At 60.0% G+C, this 17972-nt stretch carries 19 protein-coding genes; 8 read left to right on the forward strand and 11 right to left on the reverse strand.

All coding sequences use genetic code 11. From position 1 onward, the window contains the following. The coding region (locus DPV74_RS12105) for a cation-translocating P-type ATPase (protein ID WP_119337243.1) at positions 1-637 on the forward strand (637 nt) is incomplete at its 5' end. A 219-nt stretch (positions 638-856) separates the two neighbouring features. Here DPV74_RS12105 and DPV74_RS12110 read toward each other — a convergent pair. From DPV74_RS12110 to DPV74_RS12120, 3 genes are all read right to left on the reverse strand, one after another. Continuing rightward, positions 857-1336: a GNAT family N-acetyltransferase gene (locus DPV74_RS12110; RefSeq protein WP_060083820.1), complete on the reverse strand. Its 480-nt coding sequence runs from the start codon at positions 1334-1336 to the stop codon at positions 857-859. A gap of 165 nt (positions 1337-1501) precedes the next feature. Further along, on the reverse strand, positions 1502-1657 hold the full coding sequence (locus DPV74_RS12115; RefSeq protein WP_006481665.1) for a hypothetical protein: 156 nt from the start codon (positions 1655-1657) through the stop codon (positions 1502-1504). A 175-nt stretch (positions 1658-1832) separates the two neighbouring features. Beyond that, positions 1833-3251 (reverse strand): flagellar hook-length control protein FliK, encoded by a 1419-nt coding sequence (locus DPV74_RS12120; RefSeq protein WP_119337244.1) that lies wholly within the window; start codon positions 3249-3251, stop codon positions 1833-1835. A gap of 291 nt (positions 3252-3542) precedes the next feature. On the opposite strand from DPV74_RS12120, the gene DPV74_RS12125 reads away from it, so the two are divergent. Further along, a complete protein-coding gene (locus tag DPV74_RS12125; protein ID WP_240439963.1) occupies positions 3543-4163 on the forward strand; it encodes a site-specific integrase in 621 nt (206 codons plus the stop codon). Positions 4164-4368: 205 nt separating this feature from the next. On the opposite strand, the gene DPV74_RS12130 is transcribed toward DPV74_RS12125, so the two are convergent. The 5 genes from DPV74_RS12130 to DPV74_RS12150 form a co-directional block, all read right to left on the reverse strand. Further along, the gene (locus DPV74_RS12130; RefSeq protein WP_119337246.1) at positions 4369-4701 is read right to left on the reverse strand and encodes a hypothetical protein; all 333 of its coding nucleotides are present in this window, start codon (positions 4699-4701) and stop codon (positions 4369-4371) included. Positions 4702-4865: 164 nt separating this feature from the next. Beyond that, a complete protein-coding gene (locus DPV74_RS12135) occupies positions 4866-5534 on the reverse strand; it encodes a GAD-like domain-containing protein (protein WP_119337247.1) in 669 nt (222 codons plus the stop codon). A 12-nt stretch (positions 5535-5546) separates the two neighbouring features. Next, positions 5547-6932 (reverse strand): polymorphic toxin type 15 domain-containing protein, encoded by a 1386-nt coding sequence (locus tag DPV74_RS12140; RefSeq protein WP_119337248.1) that lies wholly within the window; start codon positions 6930-6932, stop codon positions 5547-5549. Next, complete coding sequence (locus DPV74_RS12145) at positions 6925-8346, reverse strand: DUF2169 domain-containing protein (protein ID WP_119337249.1); 1422 nt, start codon at positions 8344-8346, stop codon at positions 6925-6927. Before DPV74_RS12145 ends, DPV74_RS12140 begins: the two co-directional genes overlap by 8 nt. Before the next feature lie 4 nt (positions 8347-8350). Continuing rightward, the gene (locus tag DPV74_RS12150) at positions 8351-10462 is read right to left on the reverse strand and encodes a type VI secretion system Vgr family protein (protein ID WP_119337250.1); all 2112 of its coding nucleotides are present in this window, start codon (positions 10460-10462) and stop codon (positions 8351-8353) included. A 134-nt stretch (positions 10463-10596) separates the two neighbouring features. On the opposite strand from DPV74_RS12150, the gene tssF reads away from it, so the two are divergent. Next, the gene (gene tssF / locus DPV74_RS12155; protein ID WP_119337251.1) at positions 10597-12471 is read left to right on the forward strand and encodes a type VI secretion system baseplate subunit TssF; all 1875 of its coding nucleotides are present in this window, start codon (positions 10597-10599) and stop codon (positions 12469-12471) included. Positions 12472-12530: 59 nt separating this feature from the next. Here tssF and DPV74_RS12160 read toward each other — a convergent pair whose 3' ends face one another. From DPV74_RS12160 to DPV74_RS12170, 3 genes are all read right to left on the reverse strand, one after another. Then, positions 12531-13157: a hypothetical protein gene (locus DPV74_RS12160; RefSeq protein ID WP_143323336.1), complete on the reverse strand. Its 627-nt coding sequence runs from the start codon at positions 13155-13157 to the stop codon at positions 12531-12533. A gap of 3 nt (positions 13158-13160) precedes the next feature. Further along, positions 13161-13556, reverse strand: a complete 396-nt coding sequence (locus tag DPV74_RS12165) for a DUF3592 domain-containing protein (RefSeq protein ID WP_119337252.1) — start codon at positions 13554-13556, stop codon at positions 13161-13163. Between the two features lie 208 nt (positions 13557-13764). Beyond that, a complete protein-coding gene (locus tag DPV74_RS12170; RefSeq protein ID WP_119337253.1) occupies positions 13765-14973 on the reverse strand; it encodes a hypothetical protein in 1209 nt (402 codons plus the stop codon). Between the two features lie 284 nt (positions 14974-15257). Between DPV74_RS12170 and DPV74_RS12175 the strand changes: the two genes are divergently transcribed. The 5 genes from DPV74_RS12175 (at position 15258) to DPV74_RS12195 (ending at position 17906) form a co-directional block, all read left to right on the forward strand. Continuing rightward, the gene (locus tag DPV74_RS12175) at positions 15258-15986 is read left to right on the forward strand and encodes a hypothetical protein (RefSeq protein WP_240439964.1); all 729 of its coding nucleotides are present in this window, start codon (positions 15258-15260) and stop codon (positions 15984-15986) included. A gap of 118 nt (positions 15987-16104) precedes the next feature. Further along, positions 16105-16227 carry a hypothetical protein gene (locus tag DPV74_RS12180; RefSeq protein ID WP_257943091.1) on the forward strand — a complete coding sequence of 41 codons (123 nt, stop codon included), beginning with the start codon at positions 16105-16107 and terminating at the stop codon, positions 16225-16227. Then, on the forward strand, positions 16220-16651 hold the full coding sequence (locus DPV74_RS12185; protein WP_119337254.1) for a hypothetical protein: 432 nt from the start codon (positions 16220-16222) through the stop codon (positions 16649-16651). Before DPV74_RS12180 ends, DPV74_RS12185 begins: the two co-directional genes overlap by 8 nt. 89 nt (positions 16652-16740) lie before the next feature. Beyond that, positions 16741-17709: a DUF932 domain-containing protein gene (locus DPV74_RS12190; RefSeq protein WP_119337255.1), complete on the forward strand. Its 969-nt coding sequence runs from the start codon at positions 16741-16743 to the stop codon at positions 17707-17709. Continuing rightward, entirely contained in the window at positions 17706-17906 is a 201-nt protein-coding gene (locus tag DPV74_RS12195) for a hypothetical protein (RefSeq protein ID WP_119337256.1), read from the forward strand. Before DPV74_RS12190 ends, DPV74_RS12195 begins: the two co-directional genes overlap by 4 nt. The last annotated feature ends 66 nt before the right edge of the window (positions 17907-17972 follow it).

Here is a 17972-nt window from a genome sequence, read left to right on the forward strand (position 1 = left end):
CGCGGCGGAGCTCGAACGCGCGGGCAACACGATCTCGTGGCTGATGCGCGCCGATGCGCCGCGCGCGTTGCTCGCGCTGATCGCTTTCGGCGACACCGTGAAGCCGGGCGCCCGCGACGCGATCGCGGCACTGTCGGCGCGCGGCGTCGCGAGCGTGCTCGTGACGGGCGACAACCGTGGCAGCGCGGCGGCCGTCGCGGCGGCGCTCGGCATCGGCGAGGTGCATGCGCAGGTGCTGCCCGACGACAAGGCGCGCGTCGTCGCCGAGCTGAAGCGCACGCACGGCGGAATCGTCGCGATGGTCGGCGACGGGATCAACGATGCGCCCGCGCTTGCCGCGGCCGACGTCGGCATCGCGATGGCCACCGGCACCGACGTCGCGATGCACACGGCCGGCATCACGCTGATGCGCGGCGACCCGGCGCTCGTTGCCGACGCGATCGACATCTCCAGACGCACGTACCGGAAGATCCAGCAGAACCTGTTCTGGGCGTTCGTCTACAACCTGGTCGGCGTGCCGCTCGCGGCGCTCGGCTGGCTGAACCCGGTGATCGCGGGCGCGGCGATGGCGTTTTCCAGCGTCAGCGTCGTGACCAATGCGTTGCTGCTGCGGAGATGGAAAGGGCGCGCGCACTGAGCGGGTGTGGGCGGCGCGTGCAGGACGGTCGAAGGGTCGGAGGGCCGTTCGGCTGTCGGTGTTTGATGGTCGGGGTCGGTGATGGGTGTTTGGGGCTCGGGGCTCGGGGCTCGGCGCTCGGCGCTCGGCGAGCAGGAAGGATCGGGAGTGTGGACGGTGCAGGCCGCCCGCGACGTACCCGGTTGGCCACAAGTCCCAGCTGTGCGCCTGCCAGCCGATTCAGCCCGGAATGACCGGCTTGATCAACGTCGTCGTGATCGGCGCGAAGCCGCACGCACGATACAGCGCGCGGGCCGCCGTGTTGTGATTGAACACCGACAGCCCGATCTCGGTGATGCCGTAGCGGCGCGCCTCGGCGTCGAGCGCATCGAGCGTGCGTGTGGCCCAGCCCTGGCGACGCCGGGACGGGACGATGTCGAGGTCGTAGATGAACAGCGTGCGGTTCGGCCCTTCGGGCACGATCGCGTACCAGAGGTCGCCCACCGCGTCGCCGCTGGCGGTGTCGACGAGCACGACGAGGGTCTGACCGGAGGTCCGCAAGCCATCCGGCAGCAGCGTGTCGAAACAGGCGCGCGCCCGGCTGGTCGCGTCTTCGACAGCATTTTGTCCGGATGAAACGAGATCGCGCGCGTAGCCGTCGATGGCTCGCGTACGGTACGCGTGGAATTCTCTGGCCGTCATCGGCCGCATCTGCAGCATGGCCCGGTCACCGTGAACGGATTCGGACTTCCAGTGTAGCGGGACGGTCGCGCCGGCGCGCGATGCGGCGGCGGAAAGCGGGCAGGCAGGTGCGGCGGGGGCCGCGCTGGCCGCGAATCAGCGAATCAGCGAATCAGCGAATCAGCGAATCAGCGAATCAGCGAATCAGCGACGATACAGGACGATCGGCACGAGGTGCGCACGGCGCACGCGCTCGGCTTCGGCACGACGCGCAGCGTACGAGTATTCGGCGTCGAGCGGCAGGTGGGGCGACACGAAGAGGTCGTCGATCTTTTGCAGCAGGGCGAGGATGAAGCTCATGTGAGACTCCTGACAGACGTGGCTAGGGTTTTCCCTTAGATGGACGCTATTCTAAGGGTTTTCCCTGAACTCTGCCAGCGCACCGCATCCATTTGCCGCATGCGCGCGGCGCCTGATCGCCGACGCGGAACCGCGATCCTTGCTCCGTCGGGCTCCCAGGATAGGGTCGAAACGATTAGCGCGTGCGGTGCGCACGTTTCGCGACGGCCGCCTCGCGATTCGCGTTGCGCTGGAGCCGGTCGACTTGCGACAGAAGCGCCTCGTGATGCTCCTCGAGCGTCATCAGCGTTGCCTGCTGCGTCGACAGATCGGCCGCGAGGCGATCGATCCGCTGCTGCTTCGTGGCGACGTCCTGCTTCAGGTGCGCGATCTGCCGCGTCTGAAGCACCAGCGCAACGAGCCCGGCCAGCACGACGACGGCCAAGGCCAGCAGCAGGCGGTTGACGCGGCGCATCTCGCGATCGGCGGTGCGCGTCAAACCGTCGACGTCGGCCTGCAGCGCGGCGAGGCGGTCGGTCAGCGGGCGCAGGTGCGTATCCGGATCGAAGACCGGCGCGGCCGGTTGCGCGCGCTCCACCGACGGCTTCGTGACAAAGGACGCAGCGGAAGCCACCGGCTGGATGGCAGGGGATACGGTGGTGTCGGGGTGCGGCGCGGCGTCCACGGCCTTCGCAATATTCGCCGTGTTCACCGTGTTCACCGTGTTCGCGGCGATTGCCGGCTTGGTCGGCTCCGCCGACGCCTGCGGCTCGACGATCGACACCGCGTCCGGTGCAGGACTCGCCCCGGCCGCCGCTCGCGCCGTGTCGACGCTCGTCACGACTGGCGCAGATTGCTCTGCTGTCGCGTCGCTTGCACCGGCAGCCGCCCGACGTTTGCCGCCCGACGACGCACGACGCTCCTTCACGGCGTCGCCGGAAGATCGCCCTTCGCGGGATTTGACGGCGGCGGCAGCGGCGACAACAGCCTGCTCGACTTCGCCGCCAGCTGCTTGCGCTTCGGCCACCTTCGGCGCCGTATCATCGGCCGCTTGCAGCCTGGTCGCCGCCATCGTGACGGCGTCGGCCGCAGGCACATCGGCGGATTTCGTTGCAACGCCACCCGCCACGGGAATATCGACCGCCTTCATCGCAACAGCCCCGGAGGCCGGCACGATGTCGGCATCTGCAACCTCCTCACCTTGCGGCACCGAAACGCCATGGGCCACCGTCGCGACTTCCGGCGTCACCGCGCCCTCTGCCGCTTCCGCATGTGCCGCCGCGCCTGCCCCTTCCCGCGCACCGAACCCGTCCAGCGCGGGCTGCCGCCCGGAGGTCACATCGTCCGCGATATCGACCGCTGCATCGGCCTGCGCCCCCGCTTCGTCGCGAACCGCAGCCGGCGCGCGCTCGCCCGGCTCCAACACCGGATCGCCGAACAGGTCGAGCGTTCGCTCGTCCCGCGACGTGTCGGCGGCCGGCGCACTGCCGGATCGCGCCGTCGCCCTCGCGGACGTACTCCCCGCGGCAGCAGCCGAGCGCTGGCGGGAACGGGCCGACGAACGATTGGAACGGGAACGGGAACGGGAGCGAGGCGAGGAAACGGATTCGGTCATGTCTGCCAAGTTATTGTCCAAGAACATCCATCGGAATCCAATTATTCACCAATAAATCAATAGCTTGCATCATCAACCCGTCCAATTTACTCTGACACCATCCAGCCCTATCCAATGATCCTCGATGGGCTAAGTGATGGGCCACAATCCGATGCTAACCGACAAACAAGCCAAAGCGCTCAAACCAACAGACAAACCCGTTTTCGACGGCAAGGCAGCCGCACTCGTCAACGCATGCATACCGTCATGCAGTGGGCTTGGGCACACGGCCATATAGCTGCGAATCCCGTTATGGCCGTTGATTACATCCTTCCCAAACAGTCGACCAAGACGACGCACCAACCAACGATGCCGTGGCGCCAGGTGCCTCAATTCGTAGCGACTCACCTTGCAAAGCACACACCTACCGATAGTACGCGTGCCGCCTTGCTTTTCCTGATACTCACCGCAGCCCGCAGTGGCGAAGTGCGAGGCGCGACGTGGGACGAATTCGATCTGGTTGGACGCGTTTGGAACATCCCAGCTTCACGCATGAAGGCCAAGGAGGCTCATCGCATCCCGCTGTCTGAGAAGGTGTTAACCCTTCTCAAATGGCTTCAGCAACATCAACTGCACGAAACACTAGTCTTTCCATCGCCACGTGAGAAAGTGCTGAACGACATGACGCTGACTGCATTTCTTCGTCGCGCTAAGGCACAAAGTGATACGCCCGACCGCGTGGCAACAGCTCATGGATTCCGTTCAAGTTTCCGGGATTGGGCCAGCGAACAAGGCTACGCACGGGACCTTGCCGAACGCGCACTGGCTCACACAGTGAAGAATCAAGTCGAGGCCGCCTATCACCGCACGGACCTATTGGAGCAACGTCGGCCACTAATGGAAGCATGGGCCAGACACGTCTGCTCTGCCTGATCTGACCAAATAAAAAGGGACATAATAGCTACAGGCGCGACCAGCCTGTAGCTCTCGTTGCAACAGCAACACGTCGGCATTTCGCGAGTTGAAATTCTCTACCGGCTCGCACCGCCAGCGAAGTTCTCTCACCCCCAAACTCCAGCGACTGGAATCAGCAAACGCCTAGCTCCTGCCACAAGACGCTGGAATCTCAACCCCACGCCTAAAGATAGCGGTGCTTTGGTACCGCTGCCAGTTGTGCGTCATGCACGACTAGAAGCCGCTCCACATCAGCAGCTTCGTTCTCGTGAAGCATCCACGGCTCGCCGCACTCTGCTCGGGCGATACAGGCATCCAGCACGGCTTCAGCGCGGCGGTAGAGATCAAGATCCGAGCCAGACTCCGTCTCACTTCGCATAAAGAAGGCCAGATAGACGACTCGCAGAAGGGAAACAACTTGGTCGCAACCTCCACTTCCCGAGCAGACCACGGCCAGCGCCATGTGATTCTCCAGCGACAGCGATCGCACTTTCTCGGTCGACAGCGGCAACAGCATCTCTTTCGTCAACGCTGGCCGTCCACTTCGGCTCATCGCAGTTTTCCCCACCTACAGTCCTTCTCTCTTACTTATTGAAAATGCGACAGTTATCAGCGAAGCGTCGAACGCTAACCGAGTGATCAGTGTCCGACGCGTACGTACATGGCACCTGCAATATCGTGTTAGAGCAATCCAGCATCTCGCGCATCTTGAGCAATATCGCGCATAACGCGCAGCTCCGTCACCTGAGACAAAATATCGAGATGAACGTGTGCATCGAGCTTTTGAAGCCGCTCGAGCACCGGCGTCCCGCCCAACGCGAGCGCTGGCACAAACCCGTACATTGTGGTGTGATCGAGAGACCCCAACTTTTCTAGCGCGCGCTCGAAAAGCGGAGCTTTTTCGCTATCCAGCAGATCAAACATCTCTTTGCTGGCCGTACTAAAAAAAAGCTGGATGGTTAGATCCGGGCCGTCCTCTCGGTACTCCTCCTCATCGAAAGACGGAAAAATCATGCCGTACGGTGTGGTGACCTTCAGCGACTGCCCAGTCTTCTCGCCCCACAGGACCAGCCCGCCAAAAGCCGTGCGCGCAATTACGTAATACGCATCGCGCTCCATGAATTCCGTCTCGCCAATCCACGCTTCCAGCTCATCTTCCCACTCGTCCGGATCGACGGTCCACAGCAACCCCTTGCCATATCCGCACCATCCGTACTCTTGCCAGTATTCCAGAAGTTTATTTGGCAACTTGCCCCGGAATTTCTCGATCTTTTCAGCTGGCACGTCGCGCCGATCGATTGCCGGTCCGAATTCCTTGTACCCCAAGAAATTCTCCATGAACTTATCCATTGCCCTTCCTCACTATTGGCATCGCTTGAGCTTAGCGTTCATTTTAGTGCCCCCTCGTTCAGCTTCTGGAACTTTTTTCGCCGCGTCATCAAGCTCAGCTACACGATCCTTCCACTGCGATCCGATAGACGAGTTTACGCCGCGATCGCCCATCATGGTGACGACATCCTTACCGCCGGCGATCATGTCCGGGTTATGCAGCGCTGCCAGTGTCTTCATCCGTTCAGCCGCCATCGCTTTTGCTTGCTCCACGGCCGCCTCGCCCGCAATACCCTGCTTGCTCAGTGCCTTTTCGAACTTGGCCGTCAATTCGGCCGAGTACGCGGCTCTTGCCTGTTCCTGCGCGGCGCCGGTGCCCGCGCGCCCAATCTCTTGGTAGCGCGCTCGCCCTTCCAGATACTCCTTCACGCTTAGGTCATTCAGGCCCTTTTCCTGCTCGAGCAGCTGACGGTCATACTCCTTCGGATCGCCTTTCGCGTTCTTCTTGAAGCACTTAACCAAGTGCTCCTTCATCCGCTTCAGCTTGACCTTGAGGCCATCTTTGCCCTTTTCGGCCGCCTCCCCCTCCTCCTTCAATTTCCGAAGTCGTTCTGCCTCCGCTTGGGCTTTCTTAGCCTCTTCGGCCTCCTTCGCCAACTTGGCCGCCTTCGCAGCCTCTTCAGCCTCCTTCGCCACCTTGGCCGCTTTGGCTGCTTCTTCTGCTACATGCGCCCCCTTTGCGAGGCCCACAGCACCTTTTGCAAGCTTGCCGGCCGTGGTCACTACTTTCCCGCCGGGGATCATGCTCGCAGCTGACAACCCGGCCTCGACCATATCGCCTTCAGCCGCATAAATCCCGGCATCCACGGCCCCGGTCACAACAGAAAGTCCCGGCACAAAACTCGCGACGCCAAGCACACCGTGTACCCACGGACTCGCTGCGCCCCACCAGCCTTCTTCCTTGGGCGTTTCCGGTTTTACCGGCGGGTTGCTGCTCGCACTTGGCTTGCCGCCTTCAATGGTTGCGCCAGGGGCAGACTGTGTTACATAAATGCCGGGGCAATTCCCGCCGTTGAGGGTGCACGGATCTCCTTCACGAATGACCGGCTTGCCCGTGATGCGCACGGTGCTTGAACCCTTAACCGGTTTGACCTCGCCACTTACGGTCCCGCTCTTCACCCCGTTGCAAGACCCGGCGGCATCCCCTTTGCAACTCGGCTGCGTGCTCTGACTGAGCACGTATGCCGGATCGCCGTTGAAGCGTACGTTCGGCACAGTGCCCAGACTGCTCGACAAATCCTCGGTCACTGGGTACGGCAACGGAGGCGTGCTGCTGCCGACCGGTGTCTTATTGATGGACGGCGCTGTTGAAACCGCCTTGAACGCGCTGTCCTTCCGGGCCCCAAGGTGATTAGCCATGCGCCCCCCTCTCGCCCTCTGAGATAGTGGCCGTCATCACGTCAACGTCGCCACGCTCGAGCATGCGCAGCTCGATGACACGCACACCGGGTTGCTTGGCCAGCGTCGCTCGCCACACGCACGACACTTCGCGCTGGTCGGGATCGATCAGCACGGTATCGAGTCGCGCCTCCAGCTCTCCGATACCCCCGGTTTCGAACCGCACCAGCGCAAACGGCAGGTGGCCGGGAAGGTTCAACGTCAACGCGACATTGCCAGAGGTGTCTTTCGTGGCGCGCGGCGTGGTCGGCGTGCACAAATTCACCAGTTCGATCTGCTCATCACCTCGCAACGCGTCCAACTGCTGATCAGGCCACGCTGCATTCCAGACTGCAAAATCAAAATCCTTCGGCAACGGCGCACCACTTTCGATGAACGCGCGATCGATGGTACCCACCAGTTTGGCTCGTTCGGGATGCCCCTTCGGCCGAACACCGAGCCCGGCGACGAGCGGTGCCGATTCAGCGAGCTTTCCAAGGCGAGCCGCATCGAAGTCTGCCAAGGTAATGGGTCGCGTCGAATATTCGATTTGCGGCACGGCAACCGCGTTGATGCCTGTTGCCTCCACATACCAGTCGCGTACAAATCCCTGTCCATAAACGTTGGCTGAGAACGCATCATGGGCGATCGGAGCGCGGGGCGCGTCGGGATGGGCATCGGCCTGCTCCGGGGTTAATCGTTGCTTCTTTGAGACTCTGTCGGCCGCCTTGTCGCCCATCTCAATACGACATTGACCACCGAATGCATGCTCTAAGTTAACCTGAATATCGCGCGCTGGCTCTGGAGACGTTAATTGCCATGCTGGCATGCGGACAATGCCCAGAGAGCCAATCCTGAGCAGCACGGCTGCGAGACGCCGCAACCCAGTCCGTCGGACGAAGTGACGCTCTCCCGTTACGACAAGCGTCTTTTCGATCAGGCGTTCACCTTGCGGTGGCGTCTTCTTTGCTCGTTCGACTTCCGCATTCCACGCCCGGATTTCCTCTGGCGAAGCGGGCATTAACGGATTGAGTCCATGCGGCTCCGGCGGCAGTGGCACGGGCGAACCGGGTCGACTCACCGCAAACCGAACGTCGAATTTAGCCGGCACGCTACCGTCTGGCCGTCTGGGCGGATAAGCCGTCGCGTTAACGATCACGTCGCATCGCGGCTTGTACTGGCACAAGTCCGATTCCTGTCGAACACCGCCCTGCATGTCCGGACCAAAGAGCTCGTCTGCCTCACACAACGGTTGTTGCGCGTCAGAGAAATAGAGGTCGCGCGCGTCGTTCCACGTCAGGGTCTGCCGCAAAACCACAACATGGAATTCATGCTCACGCGCATCAACACCCGCGAAAGCCAGCGCGGGAAAAGGAGTGTGGTTGATGAACTCCATCGGATCAGTTCACATCCACGTCTTTGCCGTTGATTTCCACCGGACCAGATCCTTCAATCAGCAACTTGACACCCTTGAGGGTGATGTTGCCGTCTTCGTCCATGCGAAATGTCGACTTGCCCACCGTAATCTCGAAAACCTTACCTGCCTTGATCGTATAGGACTGCCCCACCATCGTGACCTTCGACAGGCCGACTTCTTCAGCGCTAGCCAGCCCCGCAGACGTATTGACTGCTCCGGCCACGGTCACCTGATACCCGCCCCCGACCGTCAATGCCTTTGCAAGTCCCACCGTCTCCGTAGACGTCAGTGCAATCAGGAGATTTTCCATCCCCTGTATCGTCTCGTTCCGATTGCCGCCCACCGTCAGCGTCTCGTTGTTGCCAACGGTCTCTGTGCGATCCACCCCAACGTGAATCGTCTCATTGTTGTCGACCGTTTCCGTACGATCGTGACCGACGTGGACCGTTTCATCGTGGTCGATATTCTTGGTACGGTCGTTGCCTACCCAGTGCGACTCGTCGTGCTCGACCTCGATACGCTGATTTTTCTCGGCGTGAAGCCAGACCTCTTCCTCGCCCTTCTTGTCCTCGAAGCGGATCGCGTTCGCAGTGTTGACGTTACCAGTCTTGGTTGAACGAGTGAGGATCCCGCTCTGCGTCGCGTTCGCGGGAAGTCCCCACGGCGGCATATTCCCTGCGTTGTAAACGCTCGAGATAATTAGAGGGCGATCCGGATTTCCGTCCAAGAAAATCACGACCACTTCATCGCCGATGCGCGGAATCTGAATCATCCCGAATCCGCGCCCTGCCCACGGCTGCCCGACACGCACCCAGCAGGAACTGCCTTGATTGCGTTTGCCAAGACGATCCCAATGGAACTGCACCTTCACGCGACCGAGGTTGTCCGTGTAGATCTCTTCGCCCTCGGGACCCACAACGATCGCAGTTTGCGGTCCGATGATAGACGGCCGCTCAATCGTAAAGACCGGACGATATGGGATCTTCTTGCGGATACAGGTGAAGCTGCACTGATAGCTCCCCGCGCCTTCGCCCGCCTGATAGTTGTTCGTGCCGCTGTGCGTCACTGAGGTGATCAGAAACTGACGATCCTCCGGTTTTGCATCGCCGTGGTCGTAGTGATCGTCCAGCTCGAAATACCGGCACGGCGACAACCGCCGACTACTGCTCGTCCCGACGAAGACCTTGCTATTGGCTGCGAGCGCTTGCGTCCTGAAGCGCGTCAACTCCTCTCCTCGGTCGCTGTCGGCAAAACCGTGCTCCCCAAGATAGTCGTAAACCTCGTACGACGGCACTTCGCCCTGATTTACCTCCGTGCCGCCCGATACAAACCGGCGCGCATGCGGGACCTTGTAGTCGAATGTCTTCAGGCCGACGCTACTCGATTCCAGTTGCCGGCTCGCCTGGAAGGATGTCACCACTGCTAGATTGTCGAGCGCCTCGTCCTTCGTGTACTGGAGCACCCGGCTACGGCCATCAATCGGCTTCGCTGCGATCGAGTTATCCGTGACGATCAACTTGTGACCATCCTTCGCATGCTCGAAGAAAAAGAACAGGCCGTCTTCCTGCATCAGCCGTTCGACGAATTCGAGATCGGTTTCACGATACTGAGTGCAGTAACTGCGGTTCTTCGTACCTTTCGACAGCCGGAACTCGAACGACGCGATCTTCCCGTACTCTTGAAATACCTTCGAAAGAATGTCCTCGGTGTTTTCCTCCTGGAAAACACGAATGTCGCGACGGCGAGACAGCATCCAGAGCCACGGCACGATGACCGCGCTATAGACCGTGAAACCGCCGTCGTTGTCGAGGTGAGTGAAGTTGGCAACGTAACCGTGAAAGTACCGCTCCTCCGAACTCGCCAGCGCATCGGTCAACTGTAACGTAATAGTCACAGGTTGGCCGATCATCTTTTTCAGTTCGATATTCGGATCTTGCGATGCGAGACGAACGTGAATCTCGAAATTTTGAGATAAGCCCTCGGCACACTGAAAATCGACAAGCACCAGATCGGACCGCCCTTTCATGGGCGTCTGAATGGTGAAAAGCCGGTTGGTCTGAAGACCAAAAAAACTCGCAATATCTGACATCTGCATGGCAGCCTCGGAACCTCGCAGTGGAGGGGCAGGATATTATTCGTCGGTGGATTTTAAACTGCTTGTCCCCAGCTGACTCAAGTTTTACGATTCTTGTGTCTTTAATATTGGGGACATAGCTGCACGGAAGGTGAATGGAAACTCTGCTGCCCCACTACGAATACGAGGTCGGCCTGCTGTTACGCGGTCTGACGGAGTTTACCCAGCGTTACCCGAAGATCGGGGCACGGCTCGGGATCGGAAATGGTCATGGTGATCTGCACGTCGACCGGATGATCCAGACGTTCGCGCTACTAGCTGCCCGGATCGATGCGAAGCTTGAGGACAGCTATCCTGAATTCGCCGAAGCGTTGCTCGAAACAATGTACCCGCAGTACCTGCGCACGGTACCTGCCTGCGCGATTGCGCAATTCGACCCGAGCGCCCTGTTCAACCAACTGACGACACCGCTCATGGTGACACGCGGCACATCGCTCGATGCCAATGCTGCGGCGTGCCGGTTCCGAACCGTTTATGACGTAGTACTGTCGCCACTACGCGTTCATTCGGCACGCTATGCACCAGCTACGCTGGTCCCTGCCGCCGTTCGGTTGCCAACAGACGTCACCGGCATCGTCTCGATCACGTTCGCCAGCGCAACGCCGTCTGAAACCTTCGATTCCGCGATCCCGTCCGACTTCGTTCGCACACACCTGTCCGGCGATAGGCAGCTGATCGCGACGCTGACCGACGCTTTGCTGCAGCACGCTTGTGCTGCGTTCGTCGAGGCCGACCAAAGCGGACGGTGGAGCGCATTGTCAAAAGTTCCAATCGAGGTGGTGGGCTTCGACGAGAACGAACAGCTATTACCGAAGGAGCCCGTCAATACGTCTGCCGCACTCCAATACTTAATCGAATCTTTCGCGTTCCCGGAGAAATTCGATTTCGTCGACGTCGATCTGGGACGAATGCGACGCGCCGCACGCGCACCTGAAGCGCGGCTGCTGACGCTGCACGTCGCGATTCGCAACACGATCCGGAAATCGAGCACGAGCCAAGCGATAAACAACCTGGATGCTACCGCTTTCCAGCTGTTCTGCACCCCAGTCGTCAATCTATTCAAGCGAGATGTAACGCCAATCCAATTGACGAGCACGGACACTGCGTACCCCGTAACGCCCGCCCCGCTACAATCAGGCGCCCCCCTCGACGTGTATTCGATCGACGCCGTCTATCTCGGTGATCGAACACAATCTGATCAGGACAACGTTACGACGACTCGCCAGACCGCTCGCACGACAGTCCTACCGTATCATGCGTTTAGTCACAGCCGACCGGCCGATACAGCCAATGTCTACTGGACGGCCTTTCCAGCCCCTCACTCGGCAGCCGGTGCATCTCGTTCGCCGCTCCTGCTGTCACTGGTAGGTTTGGCGGGAAACGCTGCACATTCGAAACACCCGCAAATAGAAGTAGATGTCACGGCAACCAATGGAGATTTGCCGTCCCGCCTACCCATCGGAGCGCCCGATAGCGATCTGCTGCACGACGGTGCCGCGTTAGCGTGCCCGATCCGACTTCGCACACGGCCGACCTTGCCAAGCACACTGCCACGCGGACATGACTCTTTGTGGCGGGTTCTGGCCGGCATGTCGCTCCATCCGTTTGACCTGACTCAAATGGGCTTGAAGGCCTTCAAGGATTTTCTTCGACTACACGCGCCACGCGCGAGCGTCATCGCACAACGCAGCATCGACGCAATCACCGGACTTGACTATCAGCCTGCTATCAAATGGATGTCGCTAGCCAGCCAATTTCCGTCGTTCGTACGCGGAGCGGAAATCATCGTGTCTCTGGACGAGGGCGCGCTACGCGACGTCACGCTGAGCCTGTTCGCACGGGTGCTTGATCGATTCTTCGCCCCCTACGCGCCGACGAATAGCTACGTGCAACTCGTCCTCCGGTCGGCGCTGAGTGGTACGGAACTGCTACGCTGCCCAGCTCGGCCAGGGACCCGCCCCGTGCTTTAATCGACTCACGACATCGAGGACCTGTCGCATTCCGACCACCAATCACGCTTTTTAGCCAATCAGTTCACGCCCGGCAATTCACTGAGCGGCCCCTGTCGCGGAATGGGCTCTGTGCCTTGATACGTCATTTGGCCAAACATGACTCCGGCGCCAAAGGAATCCGTCCACCCTTCCATTCGACCGCGCGTTTTGATGCAAACCGGTGCCGACATGATCGCTTGTCGCATAAATACCGCCCCAGCCAACGGGACCGTGGCAAGCTTCATCAGATGCGGATCGATTCCGGCGAGCATATACGTGCCGCTCCAACCAGCAAGGTAGCCGATCGACCAATCGACATAGATCACGCCACCTTCAAAGTTCTTGAGTTGCAATTCTTGACCACGAAATGCTTCGGTCATGTATACCGTGCCACCGCTGTCGAAACCTTTTGTCGCACCGGTTCCACCGACGCTGCGTCCACGAACATTGAGTTTCGGTAGTTCGAGTTTGCCCAGCTTTAGCCATTTGAGAATGGGAAGAGACAACCCGATACCCACGCCCGCGTATGCGAACTGCTCGGGCTGGCCAGATGGCGGGTCAAACACCATGACGCCGCCCGAAGCAAGAAGCAGCTCAAGACCAGCACCGCCGCCCGCTCCAGTATCGTATTTCCACTCGCTTTCTCTCAGTGTCTTTATCCACATGGATTATCCATACCTTGGTCGGAATGACTGGCCTGTCAACCCAGCATAAAGGAACGCGATCGTAAACGCGGCTGATATAAGGGTCTCAAGCCACATGTTCATAAACGTGTCGACCTCTGCCGTTGCCCGAGGCTTGGCCGGATCGTAGCGAACAGGAACAGAATCCCCAACTGCCACCGAGACAAAGCTCGCAGGAAACGATACGTGTTCGCCAGTTTGTGTCACAAAGGTAATTTCGGGGTGACGCTTGCCATAGTTCAGCTGAACAACCGTACCTTGTGTTGCAACAGTAGATTTGATGAAGTCCAGCCTGCCGCTGAGCAAAATTAGCGTCCAGATCGCGACGCAAACACCGATCACCAGTGCAACATAATTGAACTTGTGTGCTTTACTGGCCACTGTCTTTCCTGATTTTGAATGTTGCGTTCAAACTTCCTGGCATGCTTCACGAGATCTTGCACGGTTCGCGGCACTCAAGAAGTGCTGCGCGGTAAGCTTATCAAAATAGACAGCCAGCGGGGGCTATCCCCGCTCATGCGGCATGACAGCGACAATGCTTTCCATCCGACGCATGTATCTTTACGATTTGCTCAAAGTGGCGTCCACTCTAAGCCGGCCCCAACCTGCCCTTGATGCTTACCGGAAGATGGCGACGTTTGCGAATTGTCTTCGGATTTGTCGTCATCTCAAGATAAGCGCATAGTCGACACCAGTGTCCGTTTCGGATCGCATTCGGCGGTGCAAACCAACGATGTCCGATACGACACTCCCATTCAAGCTTCGTGCCGGCATTCACATACTCCGTCGAGATGCATTGACCGCCGCGCTCGGCAGCAATCGTCCACATCAGTTCGATACCTAACTTCAAAGACTCGCGACCGCAAATGCGACACCACCGTCCCGCGATAATTGATTCCGGCCTTGCTTGCCAGCGGTGACCATGAGCACACATCCATTCCAGTTTCGTCGCAGCGTTCTGGTAGGCCCGAGACAAACATCGGCCGCCCCGTGCCTTCGCCAACCGACGCATATCGGCAATGCCATAGACGTTGCCCTTGTTCTGGCATCTTGGGCACCACGATCCTAGAAAGATCTTTGCGCCCCGCGTTTCCCATTCGTGACCGTGCTCGCAACGGAAGCGGTAATAGGCATCGTTCCCCACATATTCGGTAGCGAGACACACACCGCCACGCTCTAACGCCTGGGCCTGCATCACCTGCAAACCGTCAGCACGGCGATACGCCTCAGACTTCTGCTTGTTCGCGCATTGTCGACACCACGAGCCTCGTAGCACCTCGAGACCAACGGTCTCCCACTCGTGTCCTTCCGCGCACCGAAAGCGATAGCGATCTGCAAGCTTTGTGTAGGTCGTCGACAAGCATTTCCCGCCGCGATTCCGTGCGGCCGCACGCAGGCGTTTCATCCCATCCGGATCGGACATCCGCTTTGAATGCTCCACACGAGCACACAACACGCACCACGATCCGTTCTGCAAGTTGCCAGCCGTCTTCTCGAAGACATGTCCTTCGCGGCAGATAAATTTATAGCTTGCCTTACGTCCGGCATACCTCACCGACACACAGCGCCCACCTGCTTGCCGTGCAAGTTGATCAAGCTGCCGCAGCGATTCCTCATCACGACAAGTTGGACACGCGACGAGGTGGTAGTACAGATGTGATCCGGATCGGCTGACCTCGTGGCCGTTGCTGCAACGGAAGCGATATTGAGCATTCCATCCCTGCCAATCGGATTTCAGTAGCTTCAATCCGTACGGCAAAAGCGCCTCGCGTAATCGTTTCAATTGATCAATCGACAACGTCGATACTCCGCGTGATGAATCTGCATTACTGGGTGTGGCTGTAATCCGTCGCACACCACAAGCGACAGCCCGTGCCGCTTGTACGATACTGCAAATTCGATTAGCCAATGTGCTACCTCGACGCCCAACTGGCGCACCAATCGATTTTTAACGATCTCTGCCGGCTCTCTGGGCACCGCGAATCTAATTTTTTCAAATCTATATCACCTCCACGAGCACGGCCCGCTACGGCCGCTCCGCCGATGTACTTCCGCGTCGGCGCACTTCGCTCAGGAGACTTCGTGAATTCCACTCTCTACACCGCCGTACTGGCTGGCCTGGCACTCGTACTGGTCGCAATGTTCGCATTCGGGTGCTATTGGCTTGTCACTAAAGATCGTCCCGCTTCCCCTCAAACCCCAGCCCCTTCCTCGCCGTCGTCCACTGTGATCGACGAACACGATGAATGGGAAGCACAAGCACCGTGTCCCGATCATGCGCTGGACGCCCAACACAAGCCAGTTTCGGTATCGTCTAGCCATGCGGCATCCGCTCGATCGTCGTTCACACCGTCGGACTTCGATGAATCCATTTTTGGAGCCGCCTCACCCGCACCGGAGGCTCATCGCGCGCCGCCGCCCTCCGACTACTTCTCCTATGCGCCGCAGCCGGCGACGGAAACAACCCCATCCCCAGCGACCGCACATAGCTGCCCCCATTGCGGCTCGGCGCGTATTGAAACGCTCAATGTCGGTCGCAAGACCGGCGGTACGATCGGCAGCGTCGCCGGCGCGACCAGCGGTTTTGCCATGGCGCTGTCCGGCGCTGAAGCCGGCGCAGTCGTTGGCGCAGTCGGCGGACCGGTGGGTGCGGTGTTCGGTGGACTGGCCGGTGCGGTAATCGCCGGCCTCCTAGGCAGCGCGGCCGGATCTGTTGCCGGCTCCGCTGTCGGCGGTGTGCTCGACGACAACGTGCTCAACAACTATCGGTGTCTGACGTGCGGCCACGGCTTCGGCTCGACCCTTCGTTGAGACCGGTCCGTGCCTCTGATCCACGCAAAAGGTCGAAAGCACTTAATTTCCGAACGATCGGTTCGCGTCGGCAGGCCGTCGCACCGCGTCGCGTTCGCCCGTTCTCAGGAAACCCACCATGCCCTCTCCCCTCGATCACCTCGCCGCTTTCGCGCTCGCGTTCGTCGGCGGGGTCCCGGTGGCCGCCTGCCACTGCAAATACGTCGGCAAGATCCGCAAGGAGGTTCCGGCACATGCATGACCATCGCCCGCTCGACGATGACGAATTCGGCTCCGTCCATTCGTCACGATCGGACACCACTGAATCAGCTCAATACCGCTCTGGCTCGGCACCGATTTATCCGTGTCCGCAGTGCCAATCGCCCCGTACGGAGCCGCGCCATGTCGCACGACGTATTGGCGGAACCGTCGGTGCAGCGGCCGGCGCAACCGGCGCCGTCGCTATCGCTTTGTCTGGCGCGGAAGCCGGCGCAACGGCTGGATTGATCGCTGGTCCGATCGGCTCGGCATGTGGCGGCGTGGCCGGTGCGATCCTCGCCGACCTGATCGCTGGTGCGGCTGGTTGTGCAACCGGTGCCGCCTTTGGCGAAACCGTCGACCAAAAGATTCTCGACAACTGGCGATGCCTCACCTGCGGACGCACCTTCAGCATCCAGCCCCGCTAATTCGTCACTCGCATTCCCCTCACTGATTTGGTTCCGCTCGGCCTCGGCCGGGCTTTATGCACTGTGATTTTTGAATAGGAGTTTCGCCCATGCATCTCGTTCAATCGATGGCCTATGTCGGTGCCGAACCCTGGCACGGTCTTGGCAACAAGCTCGCCCCCAAACAACCGCTCGAAGTCTGGGCTCGCGCCGCCGGCATGGACTGGCGCATCGAAGAAGCCGAAGTACGCTTCGTCGCGGCCGGCAGCCGCAGCCTCGGCTCGATCCACGCGTTTCCCGAACAGAAAGTGCTGTACCGGTCGGACAACAAGGCGCCGTTGTCCGTCGTCTCCGCGCGCTATCAGGTCGTGCAACCCGAAGAGATTCTGGAGTTTTATCGAGACCTGACCGAGATCGGCGGTTTCCAGCTCGAGACGGCCGGTGTGCTCAAGGAAGGCCGCAAGCTCTGGGCGCTCGCACGCACGGGGCAGTCCGGCACTCTCAAAGGCAAGGATGAGGTCAACGGCTACCTTCTGCTCGCGACGGCCTGCGACGGCACGCTCGCGACGACGGCGCAATTCACGTCGGTCCGTGTCGTCTGCAACAATACTTTGCAAATCGCTTTAGGTAACAGCGCCGGCGCAATCAAGGTTTCACACCGATCGCAATTCGACGCTGCTGCCGTCAAACGCCAGCTCGGCATCGCCGTCTCCACGTGGGACGCGTTCATGGTCCGTGCCAAAGCGTTGTCCGAACGCAAGGTGACCCGCTCGGCGGCCGAGGCATTCCTGCGGCGCGTCTTGACCTACTCGACGACCAATCTTCCCGATCGTGAAGCGGTGGCTGTCAACGAGCGCGCGATCAAGGCGGTCGGTCAGCTCTATGCCGGACATGGAAAAGGCTCGGATTTGGCTTCGGCGTCGGGTACGGCGTGGGGTCTTCTGAACGCAGTGACAGAGTATGTCGATCACCATCGCCGCGCACGCACTGACGATCACCGCCTCGATGCCGCCTGGTTCGGGGCAGGCGCGACGCTCAAGCAACGCGCTTGGGACGAGGCCATGAAGCTTGTCGCATGACCGAGCCCATCCCGCCTCTGGCAGTCGACACGCGAATTCAGATTCCGCGCGGAGCAGGGTTACGGTTCGGCGGCCGTTACGCCACGATCCTGCAAATCAAACCTCAGGGTACGACTGCCCACCTCGGAAACGGCAAGCTCGTGACGTTCGCGTACGACGCATTGCAAGACGCCATTCGCCGTATCGGTTCCGAATAGCGCGCGCCCAACCCATCACCTCTCGCCCGGTCAGATTCGCTCTGCCGGGCTTTTTTGTTTTCGGAG

The organism is Burkholderia sp. HAN2018, assembly GCF_024704855.1.
Taxonomy (GTDB): Bacteria; Pseudomonadota; Gammaproteobacteria; order Burkholderiales; family Burkholderiaceae; genus Burkholderia; species Burkholderia cepacia.

Coding starts and splice junctions, on each gene's coding strand:
- DPV74_RS12110 (WP_060083820.1), bottom strand. CDS start 1,336: ATGCTGCAGATGCGGCCGATGACGGCCAGAGAATTCCACGCGTACCGT.
- DPV74_RS12115 (WP_006481665.1), bottom strand. CDS start 1,657: ATGAGCTTCATCCTCGCCCTGCTGCAAAAGATCGACGACCTCTTCGTG.
- DPV74_RS12120 (WP_119337244.1), bottom strand. CDS start 3,251: ATGACCGAATCCGTTTCCTCGCCTCGCTCCCGTTCCCGTTCCCGTTCC.
- DPV74_RS12125 (WP_240439963.1), top strand. CDS start 3,543: ATGGCCGTTGATTACATCCTTCCCAAACAGTCGACCAAGACGACGCAC.
- DPV74_RS12130 (WP_119337246.1), bottom strand. CDS start 4,701: ATGCTGTTGCCGCTGTCGACCGAGAAAGTGCGATCGCTGTCGCTGGAG.
- DPV74_RS12135 (WP_119337247.1), bottom strand. CDS start 5,534: ATGGATAAGTTCATGGAGAATTTCTTGGGGTACAAGGAATTCGGACCG.
- DPV74_RS12140 (WP_119337248.1), bottom strand. CDS start 6,932: ATGGCTAATCACCTTGGGGCCCGGAAGGACAGCGCGTTCAAGGCGGTT.
- DPV74_RS12145 (WP_119337249.1), bottom strand. CDS start 8,346: ATGGAGTTCATCAACCACACTCCTTTTCCCGCGCTGGCTTTCGCGGGT.
- DPV74_RS12150 (WP_119337250.1), bottom strand. CDS start 10,462: ATGCAGATGTCAGATATTGCGAGTTTTTTTGGTCTTCAGACCAACCGG.
- tssF (WP_119337251.1), top strand. CDS start 10,597: ATGGAAACTCTGCTGCCCCACTACGAATACGAGGTCGGCCTGCTGTTA.
- DPV74_RS12160 (WP_143323336.1), bottom strand. CDS start 13,157: ATGTGGATAAAGACACTGAGAGAAAGCGAGTGGAAATACGATACTGGA.
- DPV74_RS12180 (WP_257943091.1), top strand. CDS start 16,105: ATGCCCTCTCCCCTCGATCACCTCGCCGCTTTCGCGCTCGCGTTCGTC.
- DPV74_RS12185 (WP_119337254.1), top strand. CDS start 16,220: ATGCATGACCATCGCCCGCTCGACGATGACGAATTCGGCTCCGTCCAT.
- DPV74_RS12190 (WP_119337255.1), top strand. CDS start 16,741: ATGCATCTCGTTCAATCGATGGCCTATGTCGGTGCCGAACCCTGGCAC.
- DPV74_RS12195 (WP_119337256.1), top strand. CDS start 17,706: ATGACCGAGCCCATCCCGCCTCTGGCAGTCGACACGCGAATTCAGATT.